Below are 16756 nucleotides of genomic sequence, written 5' to 3'. Positions count from 1 at the left end.
AAAATGATCGCCAGCCATCATTTTGGTATCGGCTCTATCCCGGTAAACTTTACGCTAATCAGCCCTAATTGGTCAGCTCTGTTGCACGTTTTTTCGCCACGTCACCGCACGAATCAGGTCAGGACTCCAACGTAATGTTTTCAATAATCAGATTTTTTCTTCATCAATCATCAGCTTCCAGCCGGTGACGTCCTGCCAATATTCCTGTTCGCGTTCCAGATCGAGCTGTATCAACGTGTTATTGGTAAAAAAGTCATGCGGGAACGTCAGCGTCCAGTAATTGTCATCGGTATGCAACTGTAGCGATTCCGGAGTTGTTGTTGCCTGACGCTGGTTATTCAACAGTGTGGCAAGGCGCAAGAGTTGCACCAGTGGTAAATACTGTTTCTTTTTGAACAGGTTCAGCCGCGGTAACTCTTCCAGCTTGATAGCTTTACGGTGCAGCCGAACAATCATCGACAGCACGAGCTGCTGTTCCTGATTGAAGCCGGGCAGGTTGGTATTTTGCAGAATGTAGGCGGAATGGCGATGCATGCCGCTATGGTTAATGCCCAATCCGACCTCATGCAGCATGGAAGCCCAGTTTAAGATGGCCTCAAGCTGAGGATGTACCAGGCTGGGGTTTTGCGCTGCCCATTGCGCATAAAGCTGCTGCGTAGTTTCTCGCACGCGTCGCGCTTGCTCACGGTCAATATTGTAATGCGTGGCCAGGCTCTGCGCAGTACGGATACGGATATCCTGATGGCGAAAACGGCCTTCCATTTCGTACAACACGCCTTCGCGCAACGCACCGTCGGATAAGCGCAGCTCTTTGATCGCCAGCGCATCGAAAATACCACACAGAATAGCCAGGCCGGGCACCAATACCGACTGACGATCTTCGGACAGCCCCGGCAGGCTCAGCGCCTTGAAGTGCTTAAACTGTAAGATCTGCGTGCGTAACATTTCCAGACGCTCGGGGGTAATCAGGCCGTCTTTTTCTCCCATCTCCACCAGAATTTCATGCGTGGCTTTGATCGTTCCTGATGCACCAAGGGCGAATTTCCAGCCATAAATGCGGTATTCCCAAGACAGCGTCTCCAGCTTTTGCGCCGCAGCCAGCCTGGCGCGCTTGAAGTTGGCTTCACTGATTTCACCATTTGGGAAAAACTGCTGCGCAAAGCTGACGCACCCCATACGACGGCTTTCTACCAGCATCGGCTCGAAATCTTCACCGATAACCAGCTCCGTGGAGCCACCGCCGATATCGATGACTAGCTTGCGACCTTTTTCCGGTTGCGTATGTTCCACGCCCATAAAAATCAGACGGGCTTCTTCATGGCCGGAAATGATCTCTATCGGATAGGGAATGATATCTGCCGCGCGGCGCAAAAATTCCTGCGCGTTGGCCGCCTGACGCAGCGCGTGTGTACCGACGATAGAGACGTTCATTGCCGGGAAACCTTGCAGACGTTCAGCAAACAGTGCCAGACAGCTCAGGCCACGTTGAATGGCCTCTTCGCTGAGCATGTTTTTGTTGTCCAATCCGTCGGCCAGATGGACTCGCTGTTTTAAACGACCTAACACTTGAAGCGCACCGTTTACCACGCGTGCGATCACCATGTGAAAACTATTGGAACCCAGGTCGATAGCCGCGAATTCTTGCGGTTTCATCTCGATTTCTTCATTGTTCGTTAACGGCATTATTCAGGCTTCTCTCCAGGTTGCTCCAGCGCCTTGATATAGTCGTAAATAGCATTTTGCGCGCGTACTTTACGCTTGTTACCGCGTGATACATAGCGGTTGCTTGACTCTTTATCAATGACACGGGCTTTCACCGTATCGCTGAACAGAATATCCAGCGTTTCCAATACGCGGTTTTTCAAAATGGGATCAAGGATTTCCACTGCGACTTCAATGCGATAATCAATGTTACGTGTCATCCAGTCGGCGGAAGAAAGGTAAACTTTCTTATCCCCGCCGTTGTTGAAGACATATACCCGATCGTGTTCCAGATAGCGGTCAAGAATACTGATGACCTGAATATTTTCACTGATCCCCGGCAGATTAGGGATGAGTGAGCACATGCCGCGTACCAGCAGATTAATTTTCACGCCCGCCGAGGAAGCCTGATACAGCTTTTCCGCCAGCCCTTTATCCACCAGATTATTTACCTTAAGCGTAATGCCTGCATCACGATTCGCCAGCGCGTTTTCGATCTCGGTATCAATCAGTTTATAAAGCTTGTCGCGGGAGTTTTGCGGTGACACGAGAAGGTGCTCGAAACTGACCGGACGGTAGGGGTTCTCAATGAAGTTGAAGACGCGGCGGACTTCGTTGGTAATGCGTTCGTCGGCGGTCAGCAGCGAATAGTCGGTATACAGACGGGCGGTTTTCTCGTTGAAGTTACCAGTACCGATGTGCGCGTAACGCACGATGTTTTCCCCTTCGCGGCGGGAAATCAGGAATAGCTTGGCGTGAATCTTCAGTCCAGGCACCGAGAAAATAACGTGCACACCGGCTTCGGTCAGGCGCTTGGCCCAGTGAATATTCGCTTCTTCGTCAAAGCGCGCCTGTAGCTCTACGACCACCGTGACTTTCTTGCCGTTGTGCGCCGCATGAATCATCGAGGTAATGATGCGCGAGTCTTTGGCAACGCGGTAAATATTGATTTTGATGGACAACACATTGGGGTCGAACGAGGCTTGTCGCAGCAGTTCCAATACGTGCTCAAAGGTGTGATACGGGTAATAGAGCAGAACATCGCGCTCACGAATCGCATCAAACCCATTGCGAAAATGATTAAACCCGGTGTGCCGCAGACGAGGCAAGGATTTGTTGACCAGATTGGCGCGCCCGACATTCGGGAAAGAAATAAAGTCTTTGAAGTTATGATAACGCCCACCGGGGATGACGGAGTCAAAGGACGAGATTCCCAGTTTCTCTTGCAGCATCGTGACCATGGCATCCGGCATATCGCGCTGATACACAAATCTTACCGGCTCAGCGGTGAGGCGCTGCTTAAGGCTGGAAGACATCAGCTCCAGCAAACTGGATTCCATTTCCGTGACCAGATCGTATTCCGCATCGCGTGTCATTTTCATGGAATATGCGTTCAGCGCATCATAATCAAAGAAGCCCTTGAAGATATCATCCAGGCAGTAACGCAGGATGTTATCGATGAGGATCATCGTCTTACGGCGGCGCGGCGCTTCCGCAGGCAGGTTAACGAAGCGCGGTATTTTATCCGAAGGAATTTCCAGCAAGGCGTAACTGATCTCATTGCCACGAATAATTTCGACCGCAAGATAGGTATAGTTATCCTTGAGGAACTCCACCAGATTGGTTTCGTTAAAAATGAGTATTGGCGTGATGTGCGGACGCAAATATTGCCTGAAGTAGTCTCTCAGCCACTCTTGCTGATTAGGGGAAACCTGACGCTCATTGACCAAAAAAATCTGGTTACGCGCCATTTCCAGCAGCAGTTCGTTGTAAAGACTGTCAAAGAGTTGATCGGTTTTGAGTACGCGTGCCTGAATTTTGCCTAACAGATGCCGCAGATTGCCGTCCAGACCTTGTTCTTCGTTAATCAGAATGCGTCTTTTCAAATCGGCAAAACGGACTTTATAAAATTCATCAAGATTGCTGGAGTAAATGCCCAGAAAGCGCATGCGTTCGATTAACGGATTGCTTTTATCTGCTGCTTCCTGAAGTACTCGTTCATTAAAGGATAACCAACTTAATTCTTTCTCTATGTAGAGTTTGTCCTGACCCATTGTCACTCCGCTCAACTCATGTACTGAAGGTTCATCCAATATTCATACCCTTCCGCTGTTGAGATAGGGTACAACAACATTATGGCGTGTTGATGACGATACCCGTCATATTTCGAGCCGTCTGTGCGTTGGCTGCCCTTAAATACTCGGCCCGTCGTGGGCCTCGCCCTAAAGGGCCGCTGCTAGCAGCGTTCAAATCTGCTCCCGACAGATTTGTCACCCGAATCACTTACTTGTGTAAGCTCATCGGGACTCCCTCGGTTGCCGCCTTCATGCAACTCGAACTATTTAGGGTATAAAATCTAATTCATAGACAGACTTACCATTGTCATATTATGGGCGTAAAGGCAACATATGCTACCCGCAATACGTTAACAACACGACTCTGGCGGCTTCACTTTAACGGCGAGAACAATGGTAAAAACAGTCAATACATCACAGTATCGGGATCGTCGACGAGCGTGGGTCGATCGATTGACTCACCGCATTGTGGCGGGCAGCGGGCTGCTGGTACTGGCTATGCTGTTGTTAATTTTCTTCTATCTGCTGTATGTGGTGACGCCACTGTTCCTTTCTCCCACCGTTAACGGGCAAAAAACGGTTCAGCGCCACAGTGCAGAACCGTCGCTGGCGCTGGGTCTTAGCGACAATGGGCAAATCGGATTTCGCATCGACGCTCAGGGCTATGGTGAGTTTATTCCTTTTGCGGAAAATCAGCCCATGTCGCGTATTCAACTGGTTCCCGCGCTGAGCTTACTGGCGCAAAGTCAGGGTGAGCGGCAGGTCTATGCCTTGAGCCAGCCCGATGGCCGTCTGCTTTTCGTTCAGCCTGTGCTGTCACGTACGGAAAATCGTCCTCCTCTCTGGGATTACCCGCTGGGTGAGCAGGCTTATTCGCTCGGGTTACCTGCGCAGCCGTTGCGCCATCTGGCGATAGCGTCGGTAGCCGAAAAACATGTTGTTGTGGCTGCGATTGGGCAAGACAATGCCTTGATTGTTGCCGATGTTGATGAAAACGGCATGCGGCAACGGGCTGCAATTACGCTTCCGACAGGTGTGATTAACCAATTGCTGTTGACCCCAGACGGGCTGCAAGTGTATTTGCTCAGCGGCAAGTCATTAACGTTGTGGCAGGTGGGCGAAAATGCGTTGACGCTGCGGGAAGAACGGCAATTGCAACTGGCAGAACCTCTGCATCTGGCGTTGTTGTCCGGTGGGCGATCGTTGTTGGTGCAGGCCGCCGATGGGCGGATTAGCCAATGGTTTGAGGTCCCGAGCGAAAAGGGTGCCAGGCTGACGGAAACGCGTCAGTTTCCGCACGTCGCGGGGGAATCAGTGTTGCTGGCAACGGAGGCACAGCGGCGGGTGTTCGCCACGTTGAACGCACAGGGTGAACTGTCGCTGTTTGCCAGCAAGCAGTCGCATGCGCTGCTGACGCAAACATTACCCGCCCATGCGCTGGAGCTGGCATTTTCACCGCGTGGTTCTGCCCTGCTGGTTGAAACCGCGCAAGGTTTGCACCGTTATCGGGTTGATAATCCCTATCCCGATATTGGCTGGCGCGGGCTGTGGCAAAAGCTGTGGTATGAGAATTACCCAGAGCCTGCCTATATCTGGCAATCCACGTCGGCAGATGACAGCTATCAGGCCAAATTCAGCATGATGCCGCTGATGTTGGGAACGATGAAAGCGGCGATTTACGCCATGTTATTTGCTACGCCGCTGGCGCTGTCCGCTGCGATTTATACCGCCTGCTTTATGTCGCCGACGCTGCGACGCTGGATTAAACCTACGCTGGAGATCATGGGCGCGTTGCCGACGGTTGTCGTCGGCCTGATTGCGGCCATTTGGCTGGCACCGCATTTTGCGACGTATCTATCCGCTATTCTGGTCATGCCGATTTTATGGATTCTGGCCGTGATCGGCTGCGGCTGGCTGATTGAATGCCTGCCGACACGCTGGCGCGTCCGTTTCCCTGTCGGTTGGGATGCGCTATTCCTCATTCCTGCCATTTTGCTGACATTCGTGGCGGGTTGTTGGATTGCCCCGCTTATCGAAATCGCGGTGTTGGGTCAGCCGTTGTACCAGTGGTTGGGCGATGATTTCGTGCAACGCAATACGCTGGTGGCAGGGGTTGCCCTTGGGTTTGCGCTGATTCCGCTGATTTTCTCGCTGGCGGAAGATGCCCTGTTCAGCGTGCCTGCTCGCTTAAGTCAGGGATCGCTGGCGCTAGGGGCGACGGCGTGGCAAACCTTGTGGCGTGTCGTTCTGCCGTCTGCCAGCGCTGGGATTTTCGCTGCGCTTATGCTGAGTTTTGGCCGCGCCGTAGGGGAAACCATGATTGTGCTCATGGCGACGGGCAACACACCGATTATGGATGAGGGATTGCTCCAGGGCTTGCGTTCGCTGGCGGCGAATATCGCCATTGAAATGCCGGAAGCGGTAACGAACAGCGGCCACTATCGGGTGCTGTTTTTAACGGCATTAACACTGTTTGTTTTCACCTTCATCGTGAATACGCTGGCTGAAACTATCCGGCAGCGCTTACGCCAACGCTACCGTGATGAAGGAGAAAACGTGTGAAGCGCTGGTTCCGTTCGGGAAGACCTTGGGTATGGCTGACGGCATCGTCAATTTCTATTAGCCTGCTGGCGATGCTGACAATTATCGTGCTGCTGGCTGGGCAGGGTATGCGCTATCTCTGGCCGCAGCCTGTCTGGCTGCTGACGTTGCAGCCTGAACAGGGTATGCAGCGTGCATTGATCGGTGAAATTTATGCGGAGCAGACGCTTTCGCCTCAGCAACTGGAACAGGCTGGTTTAACCTCGCCGTCCAGGGAGGCTGAAACACGCTATTTGATCAAAATTGGTCAACGTGAAATTTATGGGCAGAGCTTTCGTGCGCTGCTGTCGCGCGATATAGCCAAATTTGATCAGCCTGCTGACATTCTGGTGTTGAAGCGGACGAATAATGGCACGGCCTATGGCTATCTGGCCGGAATGCTGGAAGGCGAGCAGCCGCTGGTCGCGACGGATCTGCCCGCCACGTTACAGCACCGCGTCGAGCAGGTGCAGGGATTGCTGGTGAAGACGCAGGCCATCCGCATGGGGGAGATGGCGAAGATCAACCAGCAGTTTGAGGCGCTTCGGCTGGAAGAGAAAAAGCGGCAGCAAACCAAAACGCTGGATAATCAGGCGCTGGCGCGTCTTCAGGCTGAACGTACTGAACTGCAACGCCGTTTCGATGAGCTATCGCGCCAGTTAACCGCACTCAATTTGGACATTAATCGCGATACCGTGCAGTTACGGGATGCGAACGGCAGTGTCCATCTCATCCCACTTAGGGACATTGAACAGGCCTGGTATCCGAATGCGATGAACCTGTGGGAAAAAGTGAGCCACTGGGGCGAGCAGGCGAAATACATGCTGGTGCACTATTCGCCGGACAGCAACAGTGCGGGTCATCTTTTCCCCGCCATTTTTGGCACAGTACTGATGGTGGTGCTGATGTCTATCGTGGTGATGCCGCTGGGAGTGATCGCGGCGGTTTATTTGCATGAATATGCGGGGAAAAACAGTCTAACGCGCTGGGTGCGGATTGCCGTAGTTAATCTGGCTGGGGTGCCGTCGATTGTTTACGGCGTGTTTGGGTTAGGCTTTTTTGTCTATCTCATCGGTGGCACGTTGGATCAGCTGTTCTATTCTGAAGCGTTGCCGAACCCGACATTTGGTACGCCGGGGCTGCTGTGGGCGTCATTGACGCTGGCATTACTGACGCTGCCGGTGGTGATTGTGGCGACGGAGGAAGGGTTGTCACGCATTCCTATGTCTGTTCGCCACGGTTCACTGGCGCTGGGAGCCACTAAAGCCGAAACGCTGTGGCACGTCGTGTTACCGATGGCAATTCCCGCGATGATGACGGGCTTGATCCTCGCTGTGGCGCGCGCTGCAGGGGAAACGGCACCGCTGATGCTGGTCGGTGTGGTGAAGTCGGTGCCAGTCTTACCGGTTGATGACATTTTCCCTTATCTGCACCTTGAGCGAAAATTTATGCATCTGGGGTTCCAAATCTACGATCTGGCGTTCCAAAGCCCAGATGTGGAAGCCGCAAGGCCGCTGGTGTACATCACCGCGCTACTGCTGGTGTTGATTGTGGTCGGGTTGAACCTTACGGCGATTGGGATCCGCCATGTTCTGCGTGAGAAATATCGTTCGTTATCACTCTGAAGGTAGGATGAAGTTATGGGATTTAGGACACAAAAGGAGATGGCACCGCTGCCTGATGTTCATCAACTGAGTGATGAACAGACGACGTTAACCGTGGAACATCTGAATCTGTACTATGGCAATAAGCAGGCATTGAATGATATTTCAATTCGTATTCCGAAGAATCAGGTCACAGCGCTGATTGGTCCGTCGGGCTGTGGTAAATCCACCCTGTTACGCTGTTTTAACCGCATGAACGATCTGGTGGATGACTGCCGTACCGAGGGTGATATCAGGCTGAACGGTATGCCCATTAACGACCCGCAGTTGGATGTTGCCGTGTTACGCCGTCGGGTTGGTATGGTTTTTCAACGTCCGAATCCGTTTCCCAAGTCGATCTATGAAAATGTGATTTATGGCCTGAGATTGCAGGGGCTGCGCGATCGTCGCTTACTGGATGATGCTGTTGAGCGTGCGCTGCGAGCGGCGGCGCTGTGGCATGAGGTAAAGGATCGGCTGAGCGACAATGCGCTCACGCTATCTAGCGGACAGCAGCAGCGTTTGGTGATCGCGCGGGCGATCGCCATTGAGCCAGAAGTGCTGCTGTTGGATGAGCCGACTTCTGCGCTTGATCCGATTTCGACGCTGATTGTTGAGGAACTGATGGGGACGCTAAAGCAGCACTTTACGCTGGTGTTGGTGACGCACAACATGCAGCAGGCTGCCCGCGTGTCTGATTACACTGCATTTATCAATCAGGGTAAATTGATTGAGTACAACCGCACGGACGATCTGTTTACCTCTCCGACTCAGCGTCGTACAGAGGATTATATCACCGGACGTTTTGGGTGAATTTTCATCGAATCATCGTATTAAATGACCTGAAAAAATTATGGATACCGTTCATCAATTATCCGTGCCATTTGAAAAATTGATGATAAAATGCGCGCAAATTTTTGACTCTGGCAGTGGCGGGTAAGATGAAATTCAGTACTATGAACGAAGGTGAAATTATTACCGAGCTGTGCCGGAGAATAAAAGACTCCAGAATTCAGCAACGTTTATCGCAGGTCGATCTTGCCGAACGGGCAGGGCTGGGGATTGCGACGATCAAGCGTGCTGAAATGGGAGAATCCATTACGCTCAGTAGTCTGCTCTCTATTCTACGCGGGTTGAACCGTCTGCATCAGATTGAAGGTGTGCTCTTCGACGCCGACGTCGAGTCATTCCATGCGCAGATCAGCGGCGAGAAAAAACAGACGCCGCTGCGTATCAGAAAGAAAGCCGCAACGTTTCCTGCCAAAGCGCTCACCAAACATGAAAATATCAAGAAGCCAGCTAACAGTACCGTTGACTGGTATATCGCGGCAGCTGAAAACAATATTGTTTGGTCGCTGCCTGAAAGCGATAAAAAATAAAGGGTTAATGCTACATCACTCGCATTAACCCCCCGATTGTCGCGTTAATCTGCCAGGCATTTAACGCGACAGAATCAGTTTTTCACCCGCCATTAATCCCCTGTCTATTCGCACAGAACCACTTTGATAGCCAACCCCCCGCGAGACGTTTCACGGTACTTGGCGTTCATGTCTTTGCCTGTTTCATACATGGTTTCAATGACCTTATCCAACGATACGCGCGGCTCACTGGTACGGCGCATTGCCATTCTTGCTGCGTTTATCGCCTTCACGGAGGCGATGGCGTTACGTTCAATGCACGGCACCTGAACCTGACCCGCGACGGGGTCGCACGTCAGCCCCAGATTATGCTCCATACCAATTTCTGCGGCGATGCACACTTGTTCCGGGTTGGCACCCAGTAGCTCAGCCAGACCGGCTGCTGCCATCGAACAGGCAACGCCGACTTCTCCCTGGCAGCCAACTTCGGCACCAGAAATAGACGCGTTCATTTTGTAGAGTATGCCGACAGCACCGGATGCCAGAAAGTAGCGCAGATAAGCTTCTGGGGTGACGGGTTGAACGTAGCGATCGTAATAGGCCAGCACAGCGGGAATAATGCCGCACGCGCCGTTAGTCGGTGCGGTGACGACACGGCCTCCCGCAGCATTTTCTTCCGATACGGCCATTGCGAACATGTTAACCCAGTCCATCGCATCCATCGGATCGTTAGAGAAACGATCGTTGATGAATAATAGGCGATGCAGTGCTGATGCACGGCGGGGAACGCGTAATGGGCCGGGCAATACCCCTTCGGTATTCATACCGCGGTGCATGCAGTCCTGCATGGTTTTCCACACGTCGGCAAAATAGTGCTCAAGTGCTTCCCGCCCGTGCATCGCAATCTCGTTTTTCAGGACGATGGCGGATAAAGACAGGCAGTGATCGTGGCAATGTTGCAGCAGCTTCTGGGCAGAAAAGAACGGGTAGGGCGCGCTTTCATCTGCCAGATTGGATTTACCAAAGTTTTCCTGATCGACGACGAATCCGCCCCCGATGGAATAATACGTTTTGCTATAGACCAGCTCTTGCTGGTTGTAGGCGCGAATGGTCATGCCGTTTTCATGCAGCGGCAGGTTCTCCGGTTGGAAACGCAGGGAAGATTCCAGCGGGAAGCTGACCTCATACTGACCGTTGAGGATCGGTAGCCGTTGAGTGTCTTTCACCTGTTGAATAAAGGCCGGAATACTATCGATGTTTACGCTATCTGGCAGATTACCCGCTAGCCCCATAATGATGGCGATATCAGTATGATGCCCTTTTCCCGTGAGGGAGAGCGAGCCGTAAATATCAACGACGATACGTGTTACCGATGAGATAAGAGCGTGATTCACCAGATCGTCGGTGAACATTTTACCCGCTTTCATCGGGCCGACGGTATGAGAACTGGACGGGCCGATACCGATTTTGAAGATATCAAATACGCTGACCATAGCGATTTCCTTGAAAAAAAACGCCGGTCGTTAAACAACGTCCCGGCGTTAAATTAGGGGTAGGGCTTACAGCAGATCGCGCAGGCTGTAAACAATGGCGGAAATAGCGATCAGTCCCATGAGCGTAACAAAGACGTTGCTAATGTGGCCGCTGTATTTTTTCATCGCTGGGACTTTCTGGATGGCGTACATCGGCATCAGGAACAACAGACACGCGATAATCGGGCCGCCCAATGTTTCGATCATACCCAGAATACTTGGATTCAGTGTGGCGACAATCCAGGTGGTAATCAGCATGAACAGCGCAGTAATGCGGTTCAGTTTGGTGTTGGAGATGGTTTTACCTCTGCTGCGCAGAGATTTCACGATCATGCCGTTAAAGCCTTCACCTGCACCCAGATAGTGGCCAAGGAAGGATTTAGAGATCGCGATGGTCGCAATTACCGGGGCCAGATAGCCGATTACCGGGCTATTAAAATGGTTCGCCAGATAGGACAGAATGGAAATATTTTGTGTTTTTGCTTCCATCAGTTCTGTTGGAGAAAGGCTCAGTACGCAGCTGAAAACGAAGAACATCACAGTCAACACCATCATGATGTGGCTGTAAGACAGAATGCGTGAGCATTTTTTCTCTGCGTCATCACCATATTCTTTGCGTTTGGCAACGGCGAAAGAGGAGATAATCGGCGAGTGGTTGAAGGAGAAAACCATCACCGGAATAGCCAGCCATAATGTCGCCAACAGACCGTTGCCCGTTACGCTGGAACTCAGAGAAATGTTTTCAAAAACAGAGGTGTTCCAGTTCGGAATTAAATACAGTGCCAGCAGCATCAGTACGGCAACAAAAGGATAAACCAGCACACTCATTGCTTTAACGATCATCGCTTCACCGAAGCGGACAATAAACATCAACCCGAGGATCAATATTAATGACAACACAGCACGTGGTGGAGAAGGCAAATGTAATTGGTGAGTAATAAAGCTATCTACCGTATTGGTGATGGCAACGCTATAAACTAATAGGATCGGATAAATAGCGAAAAAATAAAGCAAAGTGATTAATTTACCTGCACCAACGCCGAAATGTTCTTCAACGACTTCGGTAATATCTTCGCCACCTTTCTTGCCGGATAATACAAAACGGCATAATGCACGGTGAGAATAATATGTCATCGGAAAGGCAATCAGTGCCATGATAATTAACGGAATTAAACCACCAATGCCGGCATTGATAGGTAAGAATAACACGCCAGCGCCGATGGCCGTGCCATAGAGGCCCAGCATCCAGACGGTGTCACTTTTACGCCATCCTGAAGCCTGTTCTAACACGTGGCTGCTATCTTGAATTGTGCTCATTTACTGGTTTCTCCTCGGTGAACACATTAATACCCGTCATGCTGGGGTATAAAAATTACAGTATCGGCAACTTGCCGTTACAGAGTTTAAAAATCGAACAAGACATATTGCTAATTATGTCAACAGGTCAATACTGTTTTGTGGCGGCATTCTATATCGTGGTGGTCAGCGAATAATATTGAGGCGATCACAGAAATGAATTGACGGGGGGTATTTTAATAAATTTCCGCGCGAATTAAAATATCAAAGTTGATACTTTATTTTAAATATTTTTAACGGCTCGTTATTGATACTTTATTTAATTGTCGAGTGATGGAAAGTGAACAATAAATAAAATAAAAGGCAGATGAAATAATAAACGCAATTTTTCTGATGTCACGCGGAATGATAGTTTTTCTCTTTTAAGGGGCGTATCGGTGGTGTCGTGCCTTGCCTACCGCTGCATCTAATCGCGTTGTGTTCAGATGTGTTGTTATCTGATCTAACCGTCTTGTTATCTGATCTAATGATAGTTACCCGGCAGAGTACCGCCTGCCGGATAACCGCCGCCGATCTGTCAGGCGGTGAGTTTTTCTTCTGCCCACGCCAGACCGATGTGGTATTCCTCTGGTAATAGAGGTGCCAGCGATTGCAGCGTATGTTGCAACTGTGCGATATCCGACGACGGCAGATTGAGATGTCCAACTTTGCGACCAGGACGAACGTCTTTCTCATACCAGTGTAAATGCACTAGCGGTAGCGCCAGCCAGTCGATATTCACATCCGTCCCGATCAAATTGACCATCACTGACGGCGCTTCGACGACCGGTACCGGCAGCGGTAGATCCAGAATGGCGCGCAGATGAAGTTCAAACTGGCTAATCGACGCGCCATTTTGTGTCCAGTGCCCACTATTATGTACGCGTGGAGCCAGCTCATTAATCAGCAGGTGGTCACCGACAATAAAGCATTCCATCGCCATCACACCTACATAGCCCAGCGCATTCATAATCGCGGACAGCATCTGTTCAGCCTGCTGTTGCAATTGTGGGTCAGGCTGAGGGAAAGCCACGCTGGTACGCAGAATGCCATCCTGATGCAGGTTATGTGTTAGTGGGTAGAAGACGCATTTACCGTGCGTATTGCGGGCGCCAACCAGTGAGACTTCACCGGAAAAGTTAATCCCTTGCTCAACGATGCACTCGCCGTAGCAGTCTGCGGGCAGCGTCTGCTGTTCGCCGTCACGCAAGCGCCATTGTCCACGGCCGTCGTAACCGCCGACTCGGCGTTTAACGATAGCGAGTTCACCTAATGAGGTGAAGACGTGTGGCCATTCATCGGCGCTGGCCAGTAATTGCCAAGGCGCGGTTGCCAGATTCAACGAGTCCAGCAGTTGCTTTTGCGTCAGGCGATCGGCCAGACGTGGGAAAATATCACGGTTTGCGAACGCGGTGTGTTCAGCCAGCTCGCGGGTGAGGGCGGTTTCTGGCCAGCGTTCGATCTCGGCGGTAATCACACTGTTATGAAACGGCACCGATTCTGGCTCTGCATCCAGCCCAACGGGATAAACAGCAATCCCTAACGGTTCGCCCGCCTGACGGAGCATTCTGCCCAACTGACCATTGCCTAATACGCAGACCGGTTTCATGCCTCCTCCCGCGGATCGGGGTGAGATAGCACATCATCAGTTTGCGCCTGACGCCAGTCTGCCAGACGAGCGGCGATACCATTATCATGTAGGGCGAGAATTTGTGCGGCCAGCAGAGCTGCATTCGCTGCGCCTGCTTTGCCGATTGCCAACGTGCCGACCGGGATGCCGCGAGGCATTTGAACGATGGAATACAGACTGTCGACACCGCTCAGCGTCGAGCTTTGTACCGGCACGCCGAGCACAGGAACCAGCGTTTTTGCTGCCAGCATACCCGGTAGGTGTGCTGCGCCGCCTGCGCCAGCGATGATGACGTCAAAACCGTTCTGTGCCGCCTGCTCAGCAAAGCTGAACAGCTTATCCGGCGTCCGGTGTGCGGAAACGACTTCGGTATGAAAAGGAATGTTCAGCGTGGTGAGGATTTCCGCAGCAAACTGCATAGTGGCCCAGTCACTCTTTGAACCCATGACGATGGCAATTTTTGCCGGGGCAACGTTGGATGACATGCCTGTAACGCTCCTGTGATTGTACGTGTTCGTGACGATTTTGCGTCGGCCAGACGAGAGGGTCTGACATTGAGGGCGTAGAGCATATCACGCCATTATGGCGAGGAAAACGGTTGCGTATGCGGAAATACTGGGGGGATTAGGTGATAGATTGTTAAGTCAATGGCAGGAAACGCATTAAAATGGGAAGGAAATCAGTTCGATATTTTGTGGCGTGACCTTAATCATCGACCCTTCCTCATGCCAGGCACCGAGAACGGCACGCCGACCATAAGATTCGCCGAGAGCAACCGCATGGATGGCCGGACGGTGTGTGTGACCGTGGATCATCGTCTTCACCTGATAGTGCCGTAAGCGTTCAATTACCTGCTCAGGGTTTACATCCATAATCTGCTGCGATTTTTGCTGATTGGCCTGCTGGCTGCTGGCACGCATCTTAGCGGCAATCTTCAGACGCAGCGATAAAGGTAATAGCAAGAAGAGTCGCTGAGTTAATGGGTTATGCACGCGGCGACGAAATTTTTGATAGGCCAGATCGTCAGTACACAGGGTATCGCCATGCAGAATGAGGATTTTCTGACCGTAGAGGTCAACGACATTTTCTGTCGGTAGCAGCGTCATACCGCTTTGTCTGGCGAAACGCTTGCCGATCAGGAAATCACGGTTGCCGTGCACGAAATAACAGGGAATGCCGCGCTGATGTAATGCATACAATTCAGCGGCGATAGTCGCATGCAGTGGCTGCGGATCGTCATCACCAATCCAGGCATCGAACAGATCGCCAAGAATGTAAAGTGCATCGGCATGAATTGCCTCATGGCGTAAAAAACGCAGAAAACCGGCGGTAATCGCCGGTTCATGAAGACTTAAATGCAGATCGGCAATAAACAGCGTTGCCATGCAGGTCGGGTTATTCGCTAACCGTTACGTGGGTGATCACCACGTCTTCTTTCGGTACGTCCTGGTGCATGCCGCTGCGGCCAGTTGCAACGGCTTTGATTTTATCAACGACGTCCATGCCGTCGGTCACTTCAGCGAATACGCAGTAGCCCCAACCATCGGCACGCTCTGAACGGAAGTTCAGGAAATCGTTATCAACGAGGTTGATAAAAAACTGGGCAGTAGCAGAATGCGGATCGTTGGTACGAGCCATCGCCAGCGTGCCACGGGTGTTTTTCAGGCCATTGTTGGCTTCATTTTTGATTGTCGCATTGGTTTCTTTTTGATCCATACCGGGAGCGAAGCCGCCGCCCTGAATCATAAAACCATCAATCACGCGGTGAAAAATCGTGTTGTCATAAAAACCGCTGCGGCAGTAGTTCAGGAAGTTTTCTACAGTAACCGGCGCTTTGTCTGCAAACGTGTTAATAACGATATCGCCGTGGTTGGTATGAAGCGTAATCATAATAATGAACCCTAGATAGCCTTAGTGATAAGAGTGCAGTTCACAAAATACGGTGAACAACAAGAGCGCTGTTATAGCATAACTGGTCGATTGAGTCAGTATTTCAGTCTTGCCGCGCGTTTGTTGGCGATGGGGTGATGGAAGCGTCGTATAAAAATGTTTACTACTCTGATTTAGGTAATCGTTGGGAAGTGCGTGCTGTGGTCAAATAGGCATTGATAATGCCTTGATCACGCAATGTAGACTTTTGAAAACAAATAAATTGATTAATTAATGTAATTATAGTTAATTAATTTGAATGAGATTTTTGTTGCCCCAGATCAATGTTTTGCGTAATCAACGTGTTCTTTTTTTGCCGCTCAGATTAATCTGAGAGTAATTCTTATTCTTCTTAAATAACTCTAAAGAGATAGGTGAACTATGCTGGGTATTCTGGATGGTGTTAATCGTCTGTTAGACAAACCGGATTTTGGCAAGCTGTTCCTGCGCGTGTCTTTCAGTATTTTGATGCTGTTTCATGGCTGGCACAAAGTGCACGGCGGAATTGGTGCGATTGAAGGCATGCTGACCTCCGCAGGACTCCCTGCCTTTATTGGCTACGGGGTCTACGTCGGCGAAGTCATCATACCGATCCTGATGATTTTAGGGATTTTTACACGCCCTTCTGCGCTGATTTTCTCCTTCACCATGCTCGTCGCGACATTGCTGGTTCACCCTGGTGGTTTCGTTGCGCTGGAAAAAACCGGTGCTTGGGGTGTTGAAGGCACGGCTGTCTTCTTCTTTGCTGGTATCGCTATTGCCTTGCTCGGTAGCGGAAAATACTCTGTGATGTCGAATCCACGTTGGCGCTGATTGCTTTTGTCAGCAGATTATTTTTTCGTCAGTAACGCCGATTGTATGAAATGGCCCGGATTTCCGGGCCATTTCATTTTTATCCTTTCTCGCTTATTCCCTCTTCTTAACCTTGCAATACAGTAGGGTTCAGGTTTCAATACGTCGTTGGGGTATAAAC

13 protein-coding genes are annotated in these 16756 nt (G+C 50.9%); 5 read left to right on the top strand and 8 right to left on the bottom strand.

Features of this window, described 5'->3' with window-relative positions; all coding sequences use genetic code 11:
- Window positions 1-147: 147 nt before the first annotated feature.
- Together ppx and ppk1 are read right to left on the bottom strand one after the other, a co-directional pair.
- A complete protein-coding gene (ppx, locus tag A0G03_RS10260; RefSeq protein ID WP_048261351.1) occupies window positions 148-1683 on the bottom strand; it encodes an exopolyphosphatase in 1536 nt (511 codons plus the stop codon).
- Window positions 1683-3755, bottom strand: coding sequence for a polyphosphate kinase 1 (ppk1, locus tag A0G03_RS10255; RefSeq protein ID WP_048261350.1), 2073 nt, complete (start codon window positions 3753-3755; stop codon window positions 1683-1685). Before ppk1 ends, ppx begins: the two co-directional genes overlap by 1 nt.
- A 414-nt stretch (window positions 3756-4169) precedes the next feature.
- On the opposite strand from ppk1, the gene A0G03_RS10250 reads away from it, so the two are divergent.
- The 4 genes from A0G03_RS10250 to A0G03_RS10235 all read left to right on the top strand — a co-directional run bounded on the left by A0G03_RS10250 (window position 4170) and on the right by A0G03_RS10235 (window position 9378).
- Window positions 4170-6338 carry an ABC transporter permease subunit gene (locus tag A0G03_RS10250; RefSeq protein ID WP_048261348.1) on the top strand — a complete coding sequence of 723 codons (2169 nt, stop codon included), beginning with the start codon at window positions 4170-4172 and terminating at the stop codon, window positions 6336-6338.
- Entirely contained in the window at window positions 6335-7981 is a 1647-nt protein-coding gene (pstA, locus tag A0G03_RS10245; protein ID WP_048261345.1) for a phosphate ABC transporter permease PstA, read from the top strand. The genes A0G03_RS10250 and pstA overlap by 4 nt, the downstream gene beginning before the upstream one ends.
- Window positions 7982-7996: 15 nt before the next feature.
- Window positions 7997-8812, top strand: coding sequence for a phosphate ABC transporter ATP-binding protein PstB (pstB, locus tag A0G03_RS10240; RefSeq protein WP_048261343.1), 816 nt, complete (start codon window positions 7997-7999; stop codon window positions 8810-8812).
- A 128-nt stretch (window positions 8813-8940) separates the two neighbouring features.
- Window positions 8941-9378: a helix-turn-helix domain-containing protein gene (locus A0G03_RS10235; protein ID WP_048261340.1), complete on the top strand. Its 438-nt coding sequence runs from the start codon at window positions 8941-8943 to the stop codon at window positions 9376-9378.
- Window positions 9379-9482: 104 nt separating this feature from the next.
- Here A0G03_RS10235 and A0G03_RS10230 read toward each other — a convergent pair whose 3' ends face one another.
- The 6 genes from A0G03_RS10230 to ppiB all read right to left on the bottom strand — a co-directional run bounded on the left by A0G03_RS10230 (window position 9483) and on the right by ppiB (window position 15744).
- On the bottom strand, window positions 9483-10850 hold the full coding sequence (locus A0G03_RS10230; RefSeq protein WP_048261338.1) for an L-serine ammonia-lyase: 1368 nt from the start codon (window positions 10848-10850) through the stop codon (window positions 9483-9485).
- Window positions 10851-10916: 66 nt separating this feature from the next.
- Window positions 10917-12206 carry an HAAAP family serine/threonine permease gene (locus tag A0G03_RS10225; protein ID WP_048261335.1) on the bottom strand — a complete coding sequence of 430 codons (1290 nt, stop codon included), beginning with the start codon at window positions 12204-12206 and terminating at the stop codon, window positions 10917-10919.
- A 556-nt stretch (window positions 12207-12762) separates the two neighbouring features.
- Complete coding sequence (gene purK / locus A0G03_RS10220; RefSeq protein ID WP_048261333.1) at window positions 12763-13833, bottom strand: 5-(carboxyamino)imidazole ribonucleotide synthase; 1071 nt, start codon at window positions 13831-13833, stop codon at window positions 12763-12765.
- Complete coding sequence (gene purE / locus A0G03_RS10215; RefSeq protein ID WP_039292942.1) at window positions 13830-14339, bottom strand: 5-(carboxyamino)imidazole ribonucleotide mutase; 510 nt, start codon at window positions 14337-14339, stop codon at window positions 13830-13832. The genes purK and purE overlap by 4 nt, the downstream gene beginning before the upstream one ends.
- Window positions 14340-14516: 177 nt before the next feature.
- Window positions 14517-15239 carry a UDP-2,3-diacylglucosamine diphosphatase gene (gene lpxH / locus A0G03_RS10210; RefSeq protein WP_048261330.1) on the bottom strand — a complete coding sequence of 241 codons (723 nt, stop codon included), beginning with the start codon at window positions 15237-15239 and terminating at the stop codon, window positions 14517-14519.
- A 10-nt stretch (window positions 15240-15249) separates the two neighbouring features.
- Window positions 15250-15744 (bottom strand): peptidylprolyl isomerase B, encoded by a 495-nt coding sequence (gene ppiB / locus A0G03_RS10205; protein WP_048261328.1) that lies wholly within the window; start codon window positions 15742-15744, stop codon window positions 15250-15252.
- A 420-nt stretch (window positions 15745-16164) separates the two neighbouring features.
- Between ppiB and A0G03_RS10200 the strand changes: the two genes are divergently transcribed.
- A complete protein-coding gene (locus A0G03_RS10200; RefSeq protein ID WP_048261326.1) occupies window positions 16165-16596 on the top strand; it encodes a DoxX family protein in 432 nt (143 codons plus the stop codon).
- The last annotated feature ends 160 nt before the right edge of the window (window positions 16597-16756 follow it).

It is taken from the genome of Pectobacterium peruviense (assembly GCF_002847345.1).
GTDB classification, from domain to species: Bacteria; Pseudomonadota; Gammaproteobacteria; order Enterobacterales; family Enterobacteriaceae; genus Pectobacterium; species Pectobacterium peruviense.
This window is presented reverse-complemented; position numbering and strand designations above follow the sequence as displayed.

What these genes read in the sequence shown, in the direction of transcription:
- A0G03_RS10235 (WP_048261340.1), top strand. Translation starts at nt 8,941, where the DNA reads ATGAAATTCAGTACTATGAACGAAGGTGAAATTATTACCGAGCTGTGC.
- ppiB (WP_048261328.1), bottom strand. Translation starts at nt 15,744, where the DNA reads ATGATTACGCTTCATACCAACCACGGCGATATCGTTATTAACACGTTT.
- purK (WP_048261333.1), bottom strand. Translation starts at nt 13,833, where the DNA reads ATGAAACCGGTCTGCGTATTAGGCAATGGTCAGTTGGGCAGAATGCTC.
- ppk1 (WP_048261350.1), bottom strand. Translation starts at nt 3,755, where the DNA reads ATGGGTCAGGACAAACTCTACATAGAGAAAGAATTAAGTTGGTTATCC.
- A0G03_RS10250 (WP_048261348.1), top strand. Translation starts at nt 4,170, where the DNA reads ATGGTAAAAACAGTCAATACATCACAGTATCGGGATCGTCGACGAGCG.
- A0G03_RS10200 (WP_048261326.1), top strand. Translation starts at nt 16,165, where the DNA reads ATGCTGGGTATTCTGGATGGTGTTAATCGTCTGTTAGACAAACCGGAT.
- pstB (WP_048261343.1), top strand. Translation starts at nt 7,997, where the DNA reads ATGGGATTTAGGACACAAAAGGAGATGGCACCGCTGCCTGATGTTCAT.
- A0G03_RS10230 (WP_048261338.1), bottom strand. Translation starts at nt 10,850, where the DNA reads ATGGTCAGCGTATTTGATATCTTCAAAATCGGTATCGGCCCGTCCAGT.
- purE (WP_039292942.1), bottom strand. Translation starts at nt 14,339, where the DNA reads ATGTCATCCAACGTTGCCCCGGCAAAAATTGCCATCGTCATGGGTTCA.
- A0G03_RS10225 (WP_048261335.1), bottom strand. Translation starts at nt 12,206, where the DNA reads ATGAGCACAATTCAAGATAGCAGCCACGTGTTAGAACAGGCTTCAGGA.
- lpxH (WP_048261330.1), bottom strand. Translation starts at nt 15,239, where the DNA reads ATGGCAACGCTGTTTATTGCCGATCTGCATTTAAGTCTTCATGAACCG.
- ppx (WP_048261351.1), bottom strand. Translation starts at nt 1,683, where the DNA reads ATGCCGTTAACGAACAATGAAGAAATCGAGATGAAACCGCAAGAATTC.